Source organism: Allobosea sp. Tri-44 (genome assembly GCF_004123845.1).
Classification (GTDB): Bacteria; Pseudomonadota; Alphaproteobacteria; order Rhizobiales; family Beijerinckiaceae; genus Allobosea.
The window spans coordinates 104,377-123,819 of sequence record NZ_NBDP01000016.1 but is presented as its reverse complement, the minus strand read 5'-3'; the positions used below and the strand labels follow the sequence as shown (position 1 = coordinate 123,819).

Sequence of the window (19,443 nt, the reverse complement as noted above, 5' to 3'; positions counted from 1 at the left end):
AAATGGCCAAGCGCGGCCCCACTTACATCTGCCAAGCCTGCGGCGCGGTCTATCATCGCTGGCAGGGCAAATGCGACGCCTGCGGCACCTGGTCATCGCTGTCGGAAGAAGCGCAGGCTGCGCCGGTCCCCGGCGGCGGCCGTCCATCCCCGGGCGGGCGGGCACGTGGACGCATCTTCGCGCTGGAGAGCCTGAAGGGCGAGACGCAGGATGCGCCCCGCATCGTCTCCGGCATCGGCGAGCTCGACCGCGTCACCGGCGGCGGCTTCGTGCCGGGCTCGGTCCTCCTGATCGGCGGCGATCCCGGCATCGGCAAGTCGACGCTGCTGATGCAGGCCTGCGCCGCCATGGCGATGACAGGCCGTCGCGTCGTCTATGTCTCGGGCGAGGAATCGACTGGCCAGGTCCGGCTCAGGGCCCAGCGCATGGGTCTCGCCGAGGCGCCAGTCGATCTCGCCGCCGAGACCAATATCGAGGACATCATTGCGACGCTTGGGCAGGGCGAGCGCCCTGCCCTCGTGGTGATCGATTCGATCCAGACCATGTGGTCCTCGGAGGTCGAGAGCGCGCCCGGCACGGTGACGCAGGTGCGCGGCTCGGCCCAGGCGCTGATTCGCTATGCCAAGACCTCGGGCGCCTGCCTGATCCTGGTCGGCCACGTCACCAAGGACGGCCAGATCGCCGGGCCGCGCGTGGTCGAGCACATGGTCGACGCGGTGCTCTCCTTCGAGGGCGAAGGCGCGCACGCCTTCCGTATCCTGCGTGGCCAGAAGAACCGCTTTGGCGCGACGGACGAGATCGGCGTCTTCGAGATGACCGGTTCAGGTCTTTCTGAAGTCGGCAACCCCTCCGCCCTCTTCCTCGCCGGGCGTGACCAGGATGCGCCGGGTGCAGCCGTTCTCGCCAGCATCGAGGGCACGCGGCCGGTGCTGGTCGAAATCCAGGCCCTGGTGGCACCGAGCGCGCTCGGGACGCCGCGCCGCGCCGTGGTCGGCTGGGAAAATAGCCGCCTCGCCATGGTGCTGGCGGTGCTGGAGACGCATGGGGGCTTAAAGCTCGGCCAGCACGACGTCTATCTCAACGTCGCCGGCGGCCTGCGTGTCGGCGAGCCGGCGGCGGACCTCGCCGTCGCGGCTGCGCTCATCTCCTCGCTGACCGGGGCGATCCTGCCTTCCGGAGCGGTCCATTTCGGCGAGATCGCGCTCTCGGGCGCGATCCGGCCGGTCTCGGTCGCAGCGGCGCGGCTGCGCGAAGCGGCGAAACTCGGTTTCGAGAGCGCGGTGCTGCCTTCGGCCGGAGCCGATATCGGCGACGGCAACGGCTTGAGGCTGCGGCGGCTGAGCCATGTCGGCGAGCTCGTGGCGGAGATTGCCGCGTCAGCACCTCGAGCCCGTTCCCGCCAGTCTGCGGCACAAGCTGATCGATAGAATGATCTCGATTCTCAAGGGAGAGACGGATTCACTCATCGGACGGAACAGCCTGATGAGTGACCGCTCTCGCCGCAGTGCAAAATGAGCCGACTGCATGGGTGACGCGCGGCACGCGAGCGGGTATAGCAAAATCCGCCCGGCCCACCCATTTGACGCGTGCCGGCCCCGAATTTGCAGCGAAGCGGCCCTGACATGCCTGTGACAATTCTCGATCTCGTCGTCATCGGCGTGGTGTTGATCTCGGCTTTGCTGGCAGCCGTGCGCGGACTGACGCGCGAGGTGCTGGCGATCGGCTCCTGGGCTGCAGCCGCCGTCGTCGCCTGGATATTTCACCCGCAGCTGCTGCCGCTCGCCGAGCAATACATCCCCAACAAGACGGTGGCGCTGGTCGCAGTGATCGCGGCGCTCTTTTTGGGCACGCTGATCGTGGTCTCGCTGATCACGGCGCGGATCTCGGACTTCGTGCTCGATTCGCGCATCGGCGCGCTCGACCGCACCCTCGGCTTCGTCTTCGGCGCGGCTCGCGGCCTGCTGCTCGCCGTCGTCGGCTATCTGTTCTTCATGACCCTGATGGGCGACAAGAACCTGCCCACCTGGGCAAAGGACGCGCGCGCCAAGCCGCTTCTTGAAGAAACCGGGCGCAGTTTGCTGGCCATGCTGCCGCAGGACCTGAATTCCGACTTCTTCAAGAAGCTTATTCCGACCAAGGGCGGCGCCGAACCCACGGAAGCCCCGGCCGAAGAGCCGCGCACGCCAGGCGCCACTCCGCCGGCTGGCGGCACCGCCCCGGCCGATCCGCAGCGGCGCACCCAGGCGCCTGCCACTGATCGGCAGGCGCTGCAGCGCGTGATCGATTCGTCCGCTCCGGCCACCACCGGCGCGACACCCGCCCCGGCGCAACGCCGGCCCTGACTGGAGTATAATGCCGCGATGGAGCCTGCGATGAGCCAGATCCACGATGCCGACGCCGTGTTCGACCCGAACGCCGACCGTTTGCGCGAGGAGTGCGGCGTCTTCGGCATCTTCGGCCATGCCGACGCCGCGGCGCTGACCGCGCTCGGCCTGCATGCGCTCCAGCATCGCGGCCAGGAAGCCACGGGCATCGTCTCCTTTGACGGCCATCGCTTCCATACCGAACGCCAGCTTGGCCTCGTCGGCGACGCCTTCTCCGATGCCAGCGTGATCGAGAAGCTCAAGGGCAAGCAGGCGATCGGCCATGTCCGCTACTCGACCACCGGCGAGACCATTCTGCGCAACGTCCAGCCGCTCTTTTCCGAGCTGCATGGCGGTGGCTTCGCGGTGGCCCATAACGGCAATCTGACCAATGGGCTGACGCTGCGGCGCAACCTCGTCCGCGACGGCGCGATCTACCAGTCGACTTCCGATACCGAGGTCCTGCTGCATCTCGTGGCGCGCAGCCGCAAGCCGAAGTTCATCGAGCGCTTCATCGATGCGCTGCGCCAGATCGAGGGCGCCTATGCCTTCGTCGGCATCACCAACAAGAAGCTGGTCGGCGCGCGCGATCCGCTCGGCATCCGCCCGCTGGTGCTCGGCGACCTCAATGGCTGCCCGATCCTGACCTCCGAGACCTGCGCGCTCGACATCATCGGCGCGAAATTCGTCCGCGAGATCGAAAACGGCGAGGTCGTCGTCATCTCCGAGCAGGGCATCGAGAGCCACAAGCCCTTCCCGCCGGTGCCGGAGCGGCCCTGCATCTTCGAATACATCTACTTCGCCCGGCCGGATTCGATCGTGAAGGGCCGCAGCATCTATGAGCGCCGCAAGGCGATGGGTGCGCAGCTCGCCGCCGAAGCGCCCGCCGACGCCGACGTGATCGTGCCGGTGCCCGATTCCGGCGTACCAGCGGCGCTCGGCTACGCCCAGGCGAGCGGCATCCCGTTCGAGCTCGGCATCATCCGCAACCACTATGTCGGCCGCACCTTCATCGAGCCGACGCAGAAGGTGCGCGAGCTCGGCGTGCGCCTGAAGCATTCGGCCAATCGCAGCGTGGTCGAGGGCAAGCGCATCGTGCTGGTCGACGATTCGATCGTGCGTGGCACGACCTCGCTGAAGATCGTCAAGATGATGCGCGAAGCCGGCGCCCGCGAGGTGCATTTCCGCATCTCGTCGCCGCCGATCACCCATCCCGACTATTACGGCATCGACACGCCCGACCAGGCAAAGCTGCTCGCCGCGACCCATACGCTCGAGGAGATGCGCCAGTTCGTCGGCGCCGATTCCCTCGCCTTCATCTCCGTCGACGGGCTCTACAAGGCGATGGGACATGAGCGGCGCGACCCGACCCGGCCGCAGTTCACCGACCATTGCTTCACCGGCGATTATCCGACCTCGCTGACCGATGTCATCGGCGAGAGCGCCAAGCAGCAGATCTCGCTGCTGGCGGAAGCCGGCTGAGCCTTTCGACGGGACTTCGATGACCAAGCCTCTGGAAGGGCGCATCGCGCTCGTCACCGGCGCGTCGCGCGGGATCGGCCGCGCCGCGGCGCTCGCCTTTGCCCAGGCCGGCGCCCATGTAATCGCCCTGGCGCGCACTACAGGCGCGCTCGAAGAGCTCGACGACGAAGTCCGGGCGCTCGGTGGCAGCGCGACGCTCGTGCCGGCCGACCTCGCCGATGCCACTGCAATCGAAAAGCTGGGCCCTGCCGTGCTGGAGCGCTGGGGCAGACTCGACATCCTGCTCGCCAATGCCGGCGTCCTCGGCCCGCTGGCGCCGCTGACCCATGTCAGCCCGAAGGAATGGGCCGAGGTCTTCGACATCAATGTCAGCGCCAACTGGCGGCTGCTCAAATCGGTCGAGCCGGCTCTGAAGGCCTCCGAATCCGGCCGGGCGATTTTCCTGTCCTCCGGCGCGGCACATAAGGGCCTGGCCTATTGGGGGCCGTATGCGGTTTCCAAGGCGGCGCTCGAAGCGATGGCGCGCAGCTACGCCGACGAGACGCGCACGACAAATCTGCGCGTTATGCTGGTCAATCCTGGGCCGCTGCGTACCCGGATGCGTGCCCAGGCGATGCCGGGCGAAGACCCGATGACCTTGAAGACGCCCGAAGACCTGGCGCCGCATCTGGTCGAGATCGCCTCGCCGGGCTGGACCGAGACCGGCAAGATCTTCGACTTCCCGCAGGGCAAGCTGCTGACGCCGCAGATGCCGGCGTAAGGCGCGCCCTGTCCCCTCTCCCCCTGCGGGAGAGGGTCAGGGTGAGGGGTCTCGCCACGCTGGTCGCTGGCTCAGTGCGACGCTTCTCTTAACCTTCAAGACCTGCACGACCCCTCATCCGGCCCTTCGGGCCACCTTCTCCCGCAGGGGGAGAAGGGAAGGCAGGGCGAGCATGACGCGGCCCCTACAGCACAGCCGCGTACTCCCGCACCACCGCGATCAGGTCGGGTACCGTCAGATTCGGCAGGGCCGCCATCTCGTCAAGCGAGAGCCAACCGATCCGGACATGCTCGTCCGACAGGTTCTCCGCCTCGCCGCCGTCCCAGGCCGAGACTACGTAGATGTGGTGGAGCGCGGCGCCGTTGCGCTCGGGGAAGCGCTCCTCGGCCGAGAGCATCAAGCGGTAGGTCAGTGGCGTCAGCCCGACCTCCTCGCGACATTCGCGAATGAGCGCGGCTTCGAGCCCCTCGCCTGCCTCGACCCGGCCGCCGATCGCGTCCCAGTGATCGGCCCAGGCGCGCTTCCAGGAGGCGCGCAGACCCAGCAGCACCCGCCCGTCGGCGCGCAGGAACAGCGCGCTGACGGTCTCCAGCATCAGTTCTTGGCCTTGTCGTAAGGGTTGGCTCCACCACGGGTATGGAGCCGCACCGGCGTACCCGGCAGCTCGAAGGCCTCGCGCAGGTTGTTGGTCAAATAGCGCATATAGGAGATCGGCAGATGCTCGAGCTGATTGCCGAACAGCGCGAAGGTCGGCGGCCGCGCCTTGGCCTGCGTCATGTAACGGATCTTGATGCGACGACCGGCGACAGCCGGCGGCGGATGGGCCGAGAGCACGCCTTCGAGCCAGCGATTGATCTTCGCGGTGGAGACGCGGCGGTTCCAGACCTCATAGGCCCGGAACACCGCCTGCATCAGCCGGTCGATGCCCTCGCCGGCAATCCCGGACAGCGGCACGATCTCGACGCCGCGGATTTGCGCCAGAAGATGATGCGCCTTCTCCTTGAGCTCGGTCAGCAGGCCCTGCTTGTCGGCGACGAGGTCCCATTTGTTCAGGCCGATGACGACGGCGCGGCCCTCGCGCTCGGTCAGGTCTGCCAGCGTCAGGTCCTGCTTCTCGAAGGGGATGGTCGCGTCGAGCAGAACGACGACGACCTCGGCGAAGCGGATAGCGCGCAGCGAATCCGCCACGGCGAGCTTTTCCAGCTTCTCGTCGATGCGGGCGCGCTTGCGCATGCCAGCGGTGTCGAACAGCTTCACCGGCCGGCCGCGCCATTCCCATTCGACCGAGATGGTGTCGCGGGTGATGCCGGCCTCGGGCCCGGTCAGCAGGCGCTCCTCGCCGATCATCTTGTTGACCAGCGTCGACTTGCCGGCATTGGGGCGGCCGATGATTGTGACGCGCACCGGCCGGTTGGGGTCGACATCCTCATCGGACTCGACAGCGGCAGGAGCATCGGCCCAGGCCTCCTCCTCGTCCTCCTCCGGCTCGTCGTCGACGTAAGGGGCCAGCGCCTCCAGCAGGTCGGAGGTGCCCTCGCCGTGTTCGGCCGAGAATGGCACCGGGTCGCCCAGGCCGAGCGAATAGGCTTCCATGACGCCGTCCTTGCCCTTGTTCCCCTCGGCCTTGTTGGCGAGCAGGATGACGGGCTTGCCGGAGCGGCGCACCAGGTCGGCGAAAGGCTGGTCCATCGGCGTCAGGCCGAGTCTGGCGTCGATCATGAACAGGATGACGTCAGCCTGATCGATCGCGGTTTCGGTCTGGGCGCGCATGCGGCCCGCCAGCGAATCCTTGTCGGCCTCTTCAAGGCCGGCGGTGTCGATCACCGTGAAGCGCAGGTGGCCGAGGCTGGCCTCGCCCTCGCGGCGATCGCGGGTGACGCCGGGCTGATCATCGACCAGCGCCAGCTTCTTGCCGACGAGCCGGTTGAACAGGGTCGACTTGCCGACATTGGGTCGACCGACGATGGCAATGATTGCAGTCATGATCCGTCCAGTTGTGCCGGGCGCAGCCGCCGGCAGCAACCGGCACCCGGAATCAATTCTTGATAGTCACCGGCCCGCCTCGGACCAGCGTCAGATAGAGTTCGACGCGCTGGCGCAGCACCTGCGGCGACTGCGGATCCGCAACGGCGGCATCGAACCAGCGTCCGGCATCCTCGAAGAGGTTGGCCTTCAGCGCGGAAATGCCGAGGAATTCGCGGGCAGAATGGCGCCAGAGCCCGGTCGGCGTCACCAGCGGCTCGAGCTCCTTGCGCAACTCGGCATAAGGCAGGAGGTCGACGCGCAGCAGGCCGGCACGCAGGCGGGCGAGATCGCGATAATACTGTTCGAGCGACGCGTCGTTGGCGAGCGCATCGAAGGCGGTGGCGCCGGCAGCTCCATCACGCTTGCCGATCTCGGCCGCGAGGCGGAAGCGCGCGAGCTGACGATAGCCCGCCGGAGCATTGCCGGCGAGCTCGGTCAGCGTCGCTTCAGCCGCACTGGCATCATTATCGCGCGAGGCACGCACCGCCGCCTCGAACTTCGCGCCGACGGCTTCGGCCTTCTTGCGCTCCTGCTGCTGCCAGAACTGCCAGCCGCCGACGCCGGCGACAGCCAGCACGGCGATGGCGATGAAGACATTGCCATACTTCTTGAAGACGGCGGTCGCCTTGTCGCGGCGAACCTCCTCATCGATCTCGCGGAAAATATCGGACATGACGCCTCAAACTGCTCTTCGCGCGCTTTCCGTTCGACCGGAATCGGTCGAACGAAGAGAATTCGCGCAAAGCTAATAAGCTGAGCATGTTCTGATCGCAAAAGTGGTTCCCACTTTTGCGGAACATGCTCCAGCCTGCCGGGTAGCACCTTTGCCGGCGGAATGCGAGCCGGAACGGCCAGACATGGCCGTCACCGCACCTGTCGCGGCGCTACGCCAGGCGAAGCCAGTCCGGCGAGCACACGGTCGATGAGCTTGTGCCATTCGCCGGGATCGGCTCCGGCCGCAATGGCGAGAGCGGCCCGGTCGTAAGCCGCGCCGAGCAACTGTGCAGTCGGTGCCAGCGGCAAGGGCGGCAGCGCGCCAGCCTGTATCGCCGCCGCGAGACCTTCCCGCAGCGTCCGCCCTGCATGGCGGGCGTCAATGGCGTCGAGCTCTTCGCGGCCGAGCACGGCGGCGGCATCGATCAGCAGCAGCTGGGTCCGGCCCGGCATCCGAATCGCTTCCAGGAAGGCCGCGCCACCCTTGCTGAGCGCCTTCAGCGGCGGCAGGCCGGGACGCGCCGCGCTCTCGATCTCATGCGCGACCGCAGCCGATTCCGCCTCGACCACCGCCCGGAACAAAGCGCGCTTGTCGGCGAAGTGATGATAGAGCGCGCCGCGTGTCACACCTGCCTCCGCGACCAGCTCGGGTGTGCCGGTCTCGGCGTAGCCGCGGCTGACGAAGAGTTGGCGCCCTGCCGCGATCAGCGCGGCGCGGGTCATGTCGGAGCGATCCTTGTTGGACCGGCGCGCGGCTTCTTGCATACGTGCAGCCTGTATGTTAATTCACAAAAACATGCAGATTGTATGTTTGTGAAGAGAGGCAAGCAAGCCCATGAAAGTCACGAGCTATTATCCGGTGATCATGACCGAGAAGGTCGCCGAGACCGCTGCCTTCTATATCGCGCATTTCGACTTCCAGGCCCTGTTCGAGGCGGATTGGTATGTCCACCTGCAGTCGACTGTCGACAAGCGGGTGACGCTGGCGGTGCTGGACGGCAGCCATGAGACCATCCCCCTCCCCGGCCGCGGGCGCATCAGCGGACTGATCCTGAATTTCGAGGTCGAGGATGCCGACGCGGAGCACGCCCGGCTCAAGGCGGCGGGCCTGCCGATCCTGCAGGAGCTGCGCGATGAATGGTTCGGCCAGCGCCACTTCATCACTGCCGACCCGAGCGGCGTGCTGATCGACGTGATCAAGCCGATCCCGATGAGCGCGCCGCCGGAAGCTCATGCTTGATCATACGGGCCATGGCAGGCACCTTGCTTTGGCTTCTGCCATCGCAAGGGAGACAGCCATGAACCGGATCGCCAGCGGGCTGGGAGCAGCCCTTCTCACCCTCGCCTCGCTCGGCGCGGCCGAGGCGGCCCCGACAAAGGTCAAGGTCTTCGTCGCCTCGATGTTCGAGATCGGCGCGAATACGGGCGACCGAGCCGGCGAATTCCAGCACTGGTATGAGCGCTATTGGCAGAAGAGCCAGCCGCACGAGGCACGCGGCGCGCTGAAGCCGGTCTACTGCAACGGCGACGGCGTCTGCGGCGCGGTCCTCGGCATGGGCAAGGTCAATTCCTCATCCTCGATGCAGGCGATCCTGCTCGATCCGGACTACGACTTCTCGCAAGCCTATTTCGTCATCACCGGCGTCGCCGGCACGCCGCCCTCGCGCGGCACGATCGGCGACGTCTCCTGGGGGACCTGGCTGGTCGATTACGATCTCGGCCATCGCTGGGCGCCGGAGGAGGGCAAGCCGGGCGAGCCCGTCTTCATACCGCGCAAGGGCTATGAGGAGTACCGGGTCTTCAAACTCAACCCGACGCTGGTCGGCTGGGCAACGCGGCTGAGCTCTGGAGTCAACCTGCAGGATTCGGAGTCGGCAAAGCAGTATCGCCAGCGCTATCCGGAGGAGCGGGCACGGGCGGCCCCTTCCGTCCAGACCGGCACGCACATGACCGGCGACACCTTCTTCCATGGGCCTGGCCTGTCGAAGGAGGCGCAATACATGGCCAAGCTCTACGGCGCCGACGACTATGTCATCACCGAAATGGAAGCGGCGGCGATCACGCTGGTGATCAAGCGGCAGTTCGGCACCGACCGGGTCCTCAGCCTGCGCGGCGCGGTCAACTTCGACCAGGGCAATCCGAACGAGACGACGCAGCAGCATCTCGACCCGGCGCCCGGCCAGACCGCCGGCGGCTTTGCCGAGACCGTCGCCAATGTCGAGGCGGTCGGCTCGCGCGTTGTCGATCACATCGTCGGCAATTGGGGCGAATGGCAGAAGGGCGTGCCGCCGCTGCCGGCCAAATAGCGCTCAGGCTGGTGGTGTCGCCCGAAACAGCAGGCTGCCATCGCCATAGGAATAGAAGCGATAGCCTTCGGCGATGGCGTGGGCATAGGCGCGCTTCATCAGGTCGAGGCCGGCGAAGGCCGAGACCAGCATGAACAGGGTCGAGCGCGGCAGGTGGAAATTGGTCATCAGCAGGTCGACGGCGCGAAAGCGATAGCCCGGCGTGATGAAGATCGCGGTGTCGCCCGAGAACGGCTTGATGACGCCATCTTCACCCGTCGCGCTTTCGAGCAGGCGCAGCGAGGTCGTGCCGACGGCGACGATGCGGCCGCCCGCAGCACGCACGGCGTTGAGGGCGTCGGCGGTCACGGCGCTGACCGTGCCCCATTCGGCATGCATGCGATGCTCGTCGGTGTCGTCGGCCTTGACCGGCAGGAAGGTGCCGGCGCCGACATGCAGCGTGACGAAATGGCTGGAGATGCCGCGCTTCTTCAACGCGTCGAACAGCTCCGGCGTGAAGTGCAAACCTGCCGTCGGCGCGGCAACGGCGCCTTCCTCGCGGGCATAGGTCGTCTGGTAGTCACGTGCGTCGGCCTGGTCGGTCGCGCGCTTGCCGGCGATATAGGGCGGCAGCGGCAACTCGCCGAGCCGCGCGATCGCCTCGTCGAGATAGGGGCCGGTCAGCGAGAAGCGCAGGCCGATATCGCCGCCCTCCCCCTTGTCCTCGACCTCGGCCTGCAGCCGAGCGAGTTCGCAGGCATTGCCGGCGCCGTCGCTGTCGAAGATGATCGTCTCGCCGACAGCGAGCTTCTTGGCCGGGCGGGCGAAGGCGCGCCAGCGGTCATCGGCCTCGCGCTTGTGCAGCATGATCTCGATGCGGGCCGAGGTCTCGCCGCGATAGCGCCGTCCCCAGAGCCGCGAGGGTATGACGCGGGTGTCATTCAGCACCAGCGCGTCGCCGGGCTGGAGCAGTTCGATGAGATCGCGGATGCGCCGATCCGCGAGCGACTCGGGCGCATCGGGGCGGACGACGAGCAGCCTTGCGGCATCGCGCGGGCTTACAGGCCGCAGCGCGATGCGCTCCTCAGGCAGATCGAAGTCGAAAAGGTCGACGTCCACGATTCAGGCGCCGACAGCGGGCTGACGCCTCAGGCGTCCGCCTGAACCTTCAGCGAGACGATGGAGTCGGGATCGCGCACCGGCTCGCCGCGCTTGATCTTGTCGACGTTCTCCATGCCTTCCACGACCTGACCCCAGGCGGTGTACTGCTTGTCGAGGAAGCGGGCGTCGTCGAACACGATGAAGAACTGGCTGTTGGCCGAATTCGGGTTCTGGGAGCGAGCCATCGAGCAGACGCCGCGGACATGCGGCTCGGCGTTGAACTCCTGAGCCAGGTCCGGATGGCTCGAGCCCCCGGTGCCGGTGCCATGCGGGCAGCCGACCTGCGCCATGAAGCCGTCGATGACGCGATGGAAGACGATGCCGTCATAGAAGCCCTCGCGGGCGAGGAGCTTGATCCGCTCGACATGGTTGGGAGCGAGATCCGGACGCAACTTGATGACCACGCGGCCCTTGGTGGTCTCCATGACGAGGGTGTTCTCAGGGTCGAGCGACATCAGATTGATCTTTCGTTGGTCGGCACGCGGCCGAAGAAGCGGATGGTGATCGGGCGGCCTGCGATACTCCCTCCGAGGCCCGGCGACAACCTCATCGGCGTGCAGTCGCGCACGGCCCGCATCAGCGAGTCGCTGAAGCGCTCGCGCAGGCCGGGCGGTGCGCGCCGCATCTCCCAGGTGACACGCGGCTGGCCGAAGAGCGTGCCGTCGCGGCGCAGGCTGAAGCGCACGCTCGCGCTGGCACCACCACTTTGAGCATCGAGCGAAGGTGGCTGCCAGCAGCGCCGCAGTGCCGGACCGATCTGGTCGATCCGGTCGATGGTCTCTCCGCCGAGGCCGATCGTCTCGGGATTGACCGTGCCGCTGACGCCGTTGTCGACGCCAGGCGTTTGCGGCGGCCTGGCCGGCCGGCGCGCGCCCTCGCCGAAGGGCCCGTCGATACCAGGCATATAGCGTTGGCCCGATTGCGGCGGCAGCACCGGGTTCTGGGAGCCCGATGGTGGCGGCAAGACAGGATTCTGGAAGCCCGAGGCCGGCGGCAGGCCGAGGTCGCGCGTGTCCTGCGCATGCGCAATGCTGCTGGCCGAAGCCAGCAGCAGGAGCAAAAGCGCAGGCAGGCGCGACCGGCGCATGAGACTTACTTGGCGTCCGCCAGCAGGCGCATGCGGATGATCTTGTCGGGGCCGCTCACCGAGCCATTGTTGGCGCTGCTGCCCTTCTTGATCTTGCGCACCGCGTCCATGCCGGAGACGACCTCGCCGAACAGCGTGTACTGGCCGGTCAGCGAGCCACAGCCTTCGAAGCAGATGAAGAATTGCGAGTTGGCCGAGTTCGGGCTCTGCGAGCGCGCCATGCCGACCGAGCCGGCCTTGTACGGCGTCGGGGTGAACTCCGCCGGAATGTTCGGCAGGTCGGAGCCGCCGGTGCCGTCGCCCTTCGGATCGCCGGTCTGAGCCATGAAGCCATCGATGACGCGATGGAAGACGATACCGTTGTAGAAGCCACGCTTGGTCAGCGCCTTGATCTGTTCGACATGCTTGGGCGCAAGGTCGGGCCGCAGGCGGATCGTCACCGGCCCGTCCTTGGTCTCGAGCACCACGGTGTTCTGCGGGTCGAGATTGGCCGGCGCGGGCGCCTGGGCCAGGGCCAGGCTGACGGAAGCGGAAAGCGCCAGAGCGGCGAGCGTGGTGCGAAGCATCGGAATCTCTCCTGACCGCCGGAACGGCCCGGCGCGTCTGCCCCAGCGAGGTAGCGACATCCTATGACTGGAACAAGGCGCGGAATCGCCGCCGGAGCACAATGTTGCACTGCACAAGAACAAACTGGAATAATTTTGCAAAAAGTTCGGGCGAACGCTGCCTAAACAGGTGACAACATTATTGCGATCCGCTAATCAATTCAGCGCTGGGCTCGCCCGACCGTTTTCCGGGCGCCGCGGACCAGGTCTCGGGAGGAACAAACAGCCGCTAGTATATGAGTGCGCATCGACAATGGCGCGCCGATACTTCGGTAAAAAACAGACTTCCAAAGGCAAGGCGAAAGCCTTGCTTTTTGTTTTTGGACTATACGCTAAGTTGTACTGAACGCTGTTCAGATATCGAGATAGGTCCAGACGTACCAGACGATGCAGAAGACGATGCCGGCGAGGATCGTCGTTGCCACTGCTTTCTTGGCAAGACCCGGCAGGACTGGCGCGCCGGGATCGGTCCCCTTCTCGACCTCCCCGCTCTCCGCCTGACTGCGCACGCCGAAAGGCAGCGTCACGAACAGCACTGTCCACCAGATCACGAAATAGACCGCGAGCCCGCCGCCGATCGTCATGATGCGCTGCCCTCACCGGCCAGGGCGATGCAGGAGAACGCAACCCTCGCTTCCGTCGGCACGCCGAAACGCGCCGTATGCCGAGCCGGCAGGCCGTTCGGAAAATGCTTCACGTATTCGGCGTTGCAGGCGGCGTAGTCGCTGGGATCGGTGATCAGCATGGTCATCTGCACCACCCGGTCGAGGCTGCTGCCGGCCTCGGCCAAGATGCTGGCGATATACCCCAGCGCCTGCCTTACCTGCTCTCCGGGCGTCCCACCGCGGACGATGCCGTTCGCGGGGTCATGCGGCGCCGACTGGCCGGAGACGAAGACGAGGCCGCCGGCGCGCGTGGCGAGGCTGAAGGGGCGCGGCGACCCGGCCTCCGGTTCGCCGAAGAATGCAATCTCGGACGTCATGGCTCAGGCCTGTTCCAGCTCGACGAGCGTGCCGCAAAAATCCTTGGGGTGCAGGAAGAGCACCGGCTTGCCATGGGCACCGATGCGCGGCTCGCCCGATCCCAGCACGCGCGCACCCTGCGCCTTCAGCCGGTCGCGGGCCGCGAGGATATCGTCGACCTCGTAGCAGATGTGGTGGATGCCGCCATCGGCGTTGCGCTCGAGGAACTTGGCGATCGGCGAATCCGCGCCCATCGGCTCCAGCAATTCGATCTTGGTGTTCGGCAGCTCGACGAAGACCACGGTGACGCCGTGCTCCGGCTGCGGCAGCGGCTGCGAGACACGGGCGCCGAGCGTGTCGCGATATAGCGCGGTCGAAGCCGCGAGATCCTTCACGGCAATGGCGACGTGGTTGAGGCGTCCGATCATTCACAGGCTCCGTTCGGGCTCGGCTGCAACGGGCGATATGCCCGATCCTACACCGTGATCACCAGCGCATTCACCAGCGGCTTCTTGCCCCACTCTTCGTTGACGGCGCTGCGCACACCGCGCTCAAGGGCGTTGCGCACCGCCTCGGGATCGCGGCGTTTGGACTTGGGCATGCCCTCGATCAGATCCTCGACCGCATCGGCGACGATATCGTCGAACGGCGTGCCGTCCTTGGCGGCGAGTGGCAGGCCGATCAGCGCGACCTCGGGATCGCCGGCAAGCTCGCCCTTCTCGTCGAGGGCGACCGCAATCGAGATCACCCCGGCAAAGGAGAGCCGGCGGCGCTCCGGAATTGTGCGGTCAAGCGCTCCAACCAGAAGCTCGCCATCCTGGTAGAACCGCCCGTGCTGGACCTCGGAGAGCTTGCGGGCGCCGTCCTCGCCGATCGCGACGACATCGCCATTGCCGGCGCGCAGCACATGCTTGACGCCGAGGCTGCGGGCAAAGGTGGCGTGCTCGGTCAGATGCTGATCCTCGCCATGAGCGGGGATCGCGATCTTCGGTTTCAGCCAGCCATAGAGCCGTGCCAGTTCCTCACGGCGGGGATGGCCTGAGACGTGCACGAGATGGGTGCGGTCGGTGATGATTTCGATGTTGTCGCGCGCCAGGCGGTTGAGGATGGCGCCGACCGCCTTCTCGTTGCCGGGGATGGTGCGCGAGGAGAAGATCACCCGGTCGCCCGGCGCGAGCGCGATTTCGGGATGGTCGTCGGCAGCGATGCGTGAGAGCGCCGCGCGTGGCTCGCCCTGGCTGCCGGTCACGAGCGCCACGACCTTGTCGCGCGGCAGGTAGCCATAGGTATCGACTCCGCGGAAAGCGGGAATGCCGTCGAGAAAGCCGCATTCGCGGGCGACGTCGATGACCCGGTCCATGGCGCGGCCGACGACGACGACCTCGCGCTGATTGGCCATCGCAGCCTCGGCGACCGCCCGCAGACGGGCGACGTTAGAAGCGAAGGTGGTGACGGCGACACGGTTGGGGGCCGAGGCGACCAGCTCCTTGAGCTTGGCCGCAACATCGGCCTCGCTCGGGCTGATGCCGTCGCGCAGGACATTGGTCGAATCGCAGACCAGTGCCAGTACGCCCTCCTCTCCCAGCTCGCGCAGGCGCGCCTCGTCGGTCGGCAGGCCGACGCGCGGTGTCGGGTCGATCTTCCAGTCGCCGGTATGGACGACGAGGCCGGCCGGGGTGCGGATCGCGAGCGCGTTCGATTCCGGGATCGAGTGGGCGACCGGCACGAACTCGATGTCGAAGGGACCGAGGGTGAAGCGCCCGCCCTGGGCGACGATGTTCATCTCGACCTTGGGCGCGCCCGGCTCCGACAGGCGGCGGGTCGCCAGCAGGCCGGCGGCGAAGCGGGTGCACCAGACCGGCACGCGCAGCGAGGGCCAGAGCGCGGCAAGCGCGCCGATATGGTCCTCATGAGCGTGGGTGATGACGATGCCGAGCAGGTTCGCCCGGTCCTGGATGATGTAGGTGAGGTCGGGCAGGACGATGTCGACGCCCGGCGCCTCCGGCCCGGCAAAGGAGAGCCCGCAATCGACCAGGATCCATTTGCGCTTCTTCTCCGGCCCGAAGCCGTAGAGCGCGGCGTTCATGCCGATCTCGCCAAGGCCGCCGAGCGGAACGAAGACGAGCTGGTCGCTGGAACGGGTCACTGGTTATCCTGACTTCTATGCTGAGGCGGGCAAGGCGGGCGGCGGCAGGCGTAGCATGCCCTTCCACCCGCCTCCATAGCGGCAGGAGTGGGCAGGACGAGGATACCCGTCACGCTGACGGCACGCCCGAATTGGCCGTGCTACCGAAATAAAGATCGCCGGCGTCGATCAGGCGCCGGCCGGCCTCCGTCTCCAGTTCCAGCCGCCCGGACGTGTCGAGGCCGAGGAAGCGGCCGGAGACCGGCCCCTCGGGCAGCCGCATGGTTATGGTCTCACCGAGATAGGCGGCGCGCTCCAGCCAGGCGGAACGGGTCGGGCCGAAGCCACCGGGCAGCGACCAGGCCGAGAAGCGCTGGTGCCACGCATCCGACAGGGCCGCCAGCAGGCGCTCGACGCTCGCTTCGGCAGCATGCGCGGAGAGACGCGTCGCGGGATAAGGCGTTCCTTCCGGCGAGGAGGCGACGTTGACGCCGAATCCGATGACGACGTTGAAGCGCCCTGCCCGGTTCTCGCCTTCGAGCAGCAGGCCCGAGGTCTTGGCACCGCCGATCAGCAGGTCATTCGGCCATTTCAGGGCCAACGTCGGTGCTGAAAGTCCGGTCACGTTCGCTGCCGCATCGTGGAGGGCGAGCCCCGCGACGAAGCCGAGCTGCGGCGCGAGCGCAGGCTCACAGGGCGCGACCAGCAGCAGGCTGGCGTAGAGATTGCCGGGCGGCGAGCCCCAGTGCCGACCATGCCGGCCACGACCGGCATTCTGGCTTCGCGCGACGATCCAGAGCCGTCCCGGATCGCCCTCGCCCAACGCCCGACGAGCCTCCTCCATGGTGGAGGCGACCTCGTCGCGGATGATCAGGCGATAGCCGGCGGCGCGCGCCGTTTCGCCGAGCATCTAAGCGCTCAGAACAGCGACTTCGCCGCCGCGGCTGCGGAATCGAACAGCGGCGCCGGCAGGAAGGACAGCACCAGGACGAACAGCGCCGAAACCAGAAGGACCGCACGCACCCCGGTATCGCCCTTGTCAAAGGCGGGCTTGGCGTCGTCGAAATAGATCACCTTGACGATGCGCAGATAGTAGTAGGCGCCGACGACGCTGGTGACGACGCCGACGACGGCAAGCACGTAGAGCTTGGCTTCGATCGCGGCGAGGAAGACGTACCACTTCGCCCAGAAGCCGGCGAGCGGCGGGATGCCGGCGAGCGAGAACATCATCATCGACATCGCAAACGCCATCCAGCCATTGGTGCGGGACAGGCCGGCGAGCTCGCCGATCTCTTCGACCGGCTTGCCATTGCGGTTCATCATCAGCACGCAGGCGAAGGCCGCGAGCGTGGTGGCGAGATAGATCGCCATATAGGTCATCACGCCCTGGACGCCGGCCGGCGTGCCGGCGGCGAGGCCGACCAGCGCATAGCCCATGTTCGCGATCGAGGAATAGGCGAGCAGGCGCTTGATATTGGTCTGGCCTATCGCGGCGAAGGCGCCGAGCGCCATCGAGGCGATCGACATGAAGACGATGATCTGCTGCCAGTCATGCAGCGCGCCCGGGAAGGCGCCGACGAAGATGCGCACGGTCATCGCCATCGCCGCCATCTTCGGCGCCGAGGCGAAGAAGGCCGCGACCGGGGTCGGGGCGCCCTCATAGACGTCCGGAGTCCACATATGGAACGGCACGGCCGATATCTTGAAGGCGACGCCGGCGGCGACGAAGACGAGGCCGATGATCAGGCCGATGCCGGGATGGCCGCCCTTCACTGCCTCGGCGATGCCGGCATAGCTCACCGTGCCGGTGAAGCCATAGACCAGCGACGAGCCGTAAAGCAGCATGCCCGAGGAGAGCGCGCCGAGGACGAAGTATTTCAGGCCGGCCTCGGTCGAGCGCGGATTGTCGCGGTCGAAGGCGGCAACCACGTACAATGCGAGCGATTGCAGCTCCAGGCCGACATAGAGCCCGATCAGGTCGTTAGCCGAGATCATCATCATCATGCCGATGGTGGCGAGGACGACGAGGATCGGGAACTCGAAGCGCATGGCGCCATCGCGGCGCAGGAAATCGGCCGAGAGCACGATCGCGGCAGCGGCGCCAAACAGCGTCAGCACCTTCATGAAGCGGGCGAAGCCGTCGGCGATGAAGGCGCCGTTGAAGGTGACGACCTTGCCCTCGCCGCGCAGGACGAGCACCAGCGCCAGCGCGAAAAGAGCGAGCGCCGCGATCTCGAGCGTGCGCGTCGAGCGCTCGCCCTGAATCGCGCCGTAGAGCACCATGGCGATGGCGCCGAGCGCCAGGATGATTTCCGGAAGCGCAGGGCCGAGGGCGGGCAAGGTCATTTCCGTCAGCCTTATTGAGCGACCAGCATCGCCGTCTTCGCGGCGGTGATGGCGGCCTGATAGTTCTTGATGAGGGCTTCGGTCGGCGCCGCGAAGGCGTCGAGGATCGTGCCGGGGGCGATGCCGTACCAGATCGTCAGCAGGACCAGCGGCACGAAGATCGTGATCTCGCGGGCGTTGAGGTCGGTGATGTCCTTGAGCTCGGGCTTAACCAATTCGCCGAAGACGACACGGCGGTAGAGCCAGAGCGCATAGCCGGCAGAAAGGATGACGCCGAAGGTCGCGATGAACGCCACCCAGGGATTGGCCTTGAAGGCGCCCATCAGCGTCAGGAACTCGCCGACGAAGCCGGCCGTGCCCGGCAGGCCGACATTAGCCATGGTGAAGATCATGAACACCACCGCATAGAGCGGCATCCGGTTCACCAACCCGCCATAGGCGGCGATCTCGCGGGTGTGCATGCGGTCGTAGATCACGCCGACGCAGAGGAAGAGCGCGCCCGAGACCAGCCCGTGGCTGACCATCTGGAACATCGCGCCCTGGATGCCCTGCGGCGTCAGGGTGAACAGGCCCATGGTGACGAAGCCCATATGCGCCACCGAGGAGTAGGCGATCAGCTTCTTGATGTCCTCCTGCATCAGCGCCACCAGCGAGGTGTAGACGATGGCGATGACGGAGAGCGCGTAGACCAGCGGCGCGAACATCGCCGAGGCATCCGGGAACATCGGGATCGAGAAGCGGATGAAGCCGTAGCCACCCATCTTCAGGAGGATCGCCGCCAGGATGACGGAGCCGGCCGTCGGCGCCTCGACGTGGGCATCGGGCAGCCAGGTGTGGACCGGCCACATCGGCATCTTCACCGCGAAGGAGGCGAAGAAGGCGAGCCAGAGCCAGGGCTGCATCTGGACCGGGAATTTGTGGGTCAGCAGCGTCGGAATGTCGGTGGTGCCGGCGTTCCAGTACATCGCCATGATGGCGAGCAGCATCAGCACCGAGCCGAGCAGCGTGTAGAGGAAGAACTTGTAGGAGGCGTAGACCCGGCGCTTGCCGCCCCAGATGCCGATGATCAGGAACATCGGGATCAGGCCCGCCTCGAACAGCAGATAGAACAGCACGAGGTCGAGCGCGACGAAAACGCCAATCATCAGCGCCTCGAGGATCAGGAACGCGATCATGTATTCGCGCACCCGCTTCTCGACCGAGGTCCAGGACGCCAGGATGCAGAACGGCATCAGGAAGGCGGTCAGGACCACGAAGGGGAAGGAGAAGCCGTCGACGCCGAGCTTGAACTTGATGATGTCGGAGACCCAGGCATGGGTCTCGACCATCTGGAAGCCGGGATTGGTTGAGTCGAACTGGCTCCAAGCGTAGAGCGAGAGAACGAACGTCCCGATCGTAAAGAACAGCGCCGCCCAGCGCGCGTTCGAATTGACCGAAGCCTCATCGCCGCGCAGCGTCAGGATGAACGCGGCGCCGACCAGCGGCAGGACCAGGAGACCAGCGAGGACACCGAAACCGAAGGACATCA

At 66.5% G+C, this 19,443-nt stretch carries 21 protein-coding genes; 6 read left to right on the top strand and 15 right to left on the bottom strand.

The genetic code is table 11. The features are described from left to right. Positions 1-2 precede the first annotated feature (2 nt). The 4 genes from radA (at position 3) to B6S44_RS11345 (ending at position 4,605) form a co-directional block, all read left to right on the top strand. Complete coding sequence (gene radA / locus B6S44_RS11360; protein WP_129157005.1) at positions 3-1,427, top strand: DNA repair protein RadA; 1,425 nt, start codon at positions 3-5, stop codon at positions 1,425-1,427. A 195-nt stretch (positions 1,428-1,622) separates the two neighbouring features. After that, positions 1,623-2,342: a CvpA family protein gene (locus tag B6S44_RS11355; protein ID WP_129157004.1), complete on the top strand. Its 720-nt coding sequence runs from the start codon at positions 1,623-1,625 to the stop codon at positions 2,340-2,342. A 30-nt stretch (positions 2,343-2,372) separates the two neighbouring features. After that, positions 2,373-3,845, top strand: coding sequence for an amidophosphoribosyltransferase (gene purF, locus B6S44_RS11350; RefSeq protein WP_248309557.1), 1,473 nt, complete (start codon positions 2,373-2,375; stop codon positions 3,843-3,845). A gap of 19 nt (positions 3,846-3,864) precedes the next feature. After that, positions 3,865-4,605, top strand: coding sequence for an SDR family NAD(P)-dependent oxidoreductase (locus B6S44_RS11345; RefSeq protein ID WP_129157002.1), 741 nt, complete (start codon positions 3,865-3,867; stop codon positions 4,603-4,605). A 184-nt stretch (positions 4,606-4,789) separates the two neighbouring features. Here the strand turns inward: B6S44_RS11345 and B6S44_RS11340 are convergent, their stop codons facing one another. The 4 genes from B6S44_RS11340 to B6S44_RS11325 all read right to left on the bottom strand — a co-directional run bounded on the left by B6S44_RS11340 (position 4,790) and on the right by B6S44_RS11325 (position 8,109). Next, complete coding sequence (locus B6S44_RS11340) at positions 4,790-5,200, bottom strand: NUDIX hydrolase (RefSeq protein WP_129157001.1); 411 nt, start codon at positions 5,198-5,200, stop codon at positions 4,790-4,792. Then, positions 5,200-6,588, bottom strand: a complete 1,389-nt coding sequence (der, locus tag B6S44_RS11335) for a ribosome biogenesis GTPase Der (protein WP_129157000.1) — start codon at positions 6,586-6,588, stop codon at positions 5,200-5,202. The genes B6S44_RS11340 and der overlap by 1 nt, the downstream gene beginning before the upstream one ends. 52 nt (positions 6,589-6,640) lie before the next feature. Further along, positions 6,641-7,303 (bottom strand): tetratricopeptide repeat protein, encoded by a 663-nt coding sequence (locus B6S44_RS11330; RefSeq protein WP_129156999.1) that lies wholly within the window; start codon positions 7,301-7,303, stop codon positions 6,641-6,643. A gap of 191 nt (positions 7,304-7,494) precedes the next feature. Beyond that, positions 7,495-8,109, bottom strand: coding sequence for a TetR/AcrR family transcriptional regulator (locus B6S44_RS11325; protein ID WP_129156998.1), 615 nt, complete (start codon positions 8,107-8,109; stop codon positions 7,495-7,497). Between the two features lie 70 nt (positions 8,110-8,179). On the opposite strand from B6S44_RS11325, the gene B6S44_RS11320 reads away from it, so the two are divergent. Both B6S44_RS11320 and B6S44_RS11315 read left to right on the top strand, forming a co-directional pair. After that, entirely contained in the window at positions 8,180-8,584 is a 405-nt protein-coding gene (locus tag B6S44_RS11320; RefSeq protein WP_129156997.1) for a VOC family protein, read from the top strand. 58 nt (positions 8,585-8,642) lie between these two features. Continuing rightward, entirely contained in the window at positions 8,643-9,650 is a 1,008-nt protein-coding gene (locus tag B6S44_RS11315; protein ID WP_206735133.1) for a purine-nucleoside phosphorylase, read from the top strand. Between the two features lie 3 nt (positions 9,651-9,653). On the opposite strand, the gene queA is transcribed toward B6S44_RS11315, so the two are convergent. The 11 genes from queA to B6S44_RS11260 all read right to left on the bottom strand — a co-directional run bounded on the left by queA (position 9,654) and on the right by B6S44_RS11260 (position 19,441). Next, entirely contained in the window at positions 9,654-10,748 is a 1,095-nt protein-coding gene (queA, locus tag B6S44_RS11310) for a tRNA preQ1(34) S-adenosylmethionine ribosyltransferase-isomerase QueA (RefSeq protein ID WP_129156995.1), read from the bottom strand. Positions 10,749-10,777: 29 nt separating this feature from the next. Next, entirely contained in the window at positions 10,778-11,245 is a 468-nt protein-coding gene (locus tag B6S44_RS11305; RefSeq protein ID WP_129156994.1) for a peptidylprolyl isomerase, read from the bottom strand. Then, the gene (locus B6S44_RS11300) at positions 11,245-11,877 is read right to left on the bottom strand and encodes a hypothetical protein (protein ID WP_129156993.1); all 633 of its coding nucleotides are present in this window, start codon (positions 11,875-11,877) and stop codon (positions 11,245-11,247) included. Before B6S44_RS11300 ends, B6S44_RS11305 begins: the two co-directional genes overlap by 1 nt. 5 nt (positions 11,878-11,882) lie before the next feature. Beyond that, entirely contained in the window at positions 11,883-12,443 is a 561-nt protein-coding gene (locus B6S44_RS11295; protein ID WP_129156992.1) for a peptidylprolyl isomerase, read from the bottom strand. 392 nt (positions 12,444-12,835) lie between these two features. Continuing rightward, complete coding sequence (locus tag B6S44_RS11290; protein ID WP_129156991.1) at positions 12,836-13,066, bottom strand: DUF1467 family protein; 231 nt, start codon at positions 13,064-13,066, stop codon at positions 12,836-12,838. After that, positions 13,063-13,464 (bottom strand): RidA family protein, encoded by a 402-nt coding sequence (locus B6S44_RS11285; protein WP_129156990.1) that lies wholly within the window; start codon positions 13,462-13,464, stop codon positions 13,063-13,065. Before B6S44_RS11285 ends, B6S44_RS11290 begins: the two co-directional genes overlap by 4 nt. A gap of 3 nt (positions 13,465-13,467) precedes the next feature. After that, positions 13,468-13,872: a methylmalonyl-CoA epimerase gene (gene mce, locus B6S44_RS11280; protein ID WP_092154233.1), complete on the bottom strand. Its 405-nt coding sequence runs from the start codon at positions 13,870-13,872 to the stop codon at positions 13,468-13,470. 47 nt (positions 13,873-13,919) lie between these two features. Further along, entirely contained in the window at positions 13,920-15,590 is a 1,671-nt protein-coding gene (locus B6S44_RS11275; RefSeq protein WP_129156989.1) for a ribonuclease J, read from the bottom strand. A gap of 109 nt (positions 15,591-15,699) precedes the next feature. Continuing rightward, positions 15,700-16,479, bottom strand: a complete 780-nt coding sequence (locus B6S44_RS11270; RefSeq protein ID WP_129156988.1) for a biotin--[acetyl-CoA-carboxylase] ligase — start codon at positions 16,477-16,479, stop codon at positions 15,700-15,702. 8 nt (positions 16,480-16,487) lie between these two features. Next, positions 16,488-17,915: an NADH-quinone oxidoreductase subunit NuoN gene (gene nuoN / locus B6S44_RS11265; protein WP_129156987.1), complete on the bottom strand. Its 1,428-nt coding sequence runs from the start codon at positions 17,913-17,915 to the stop codon at positions 16,488-16,490. 11 nt (positions 17,916-17,926) lie between these two features. Further along, positions 17,927-19,441: an NADH-quinone oxidoreductase subunit M gene (locus tag B6S44_RS11260; RefSeq protein WP_129157085.1), complete on the bottom strand. Its 1,515-nt coding sequence runs from the start codon at positions 19,439-19,441 to the stop codon at positions 17,927-17,929. Positions 19,442-19,443: the final 2 nt, after the last annotated feature.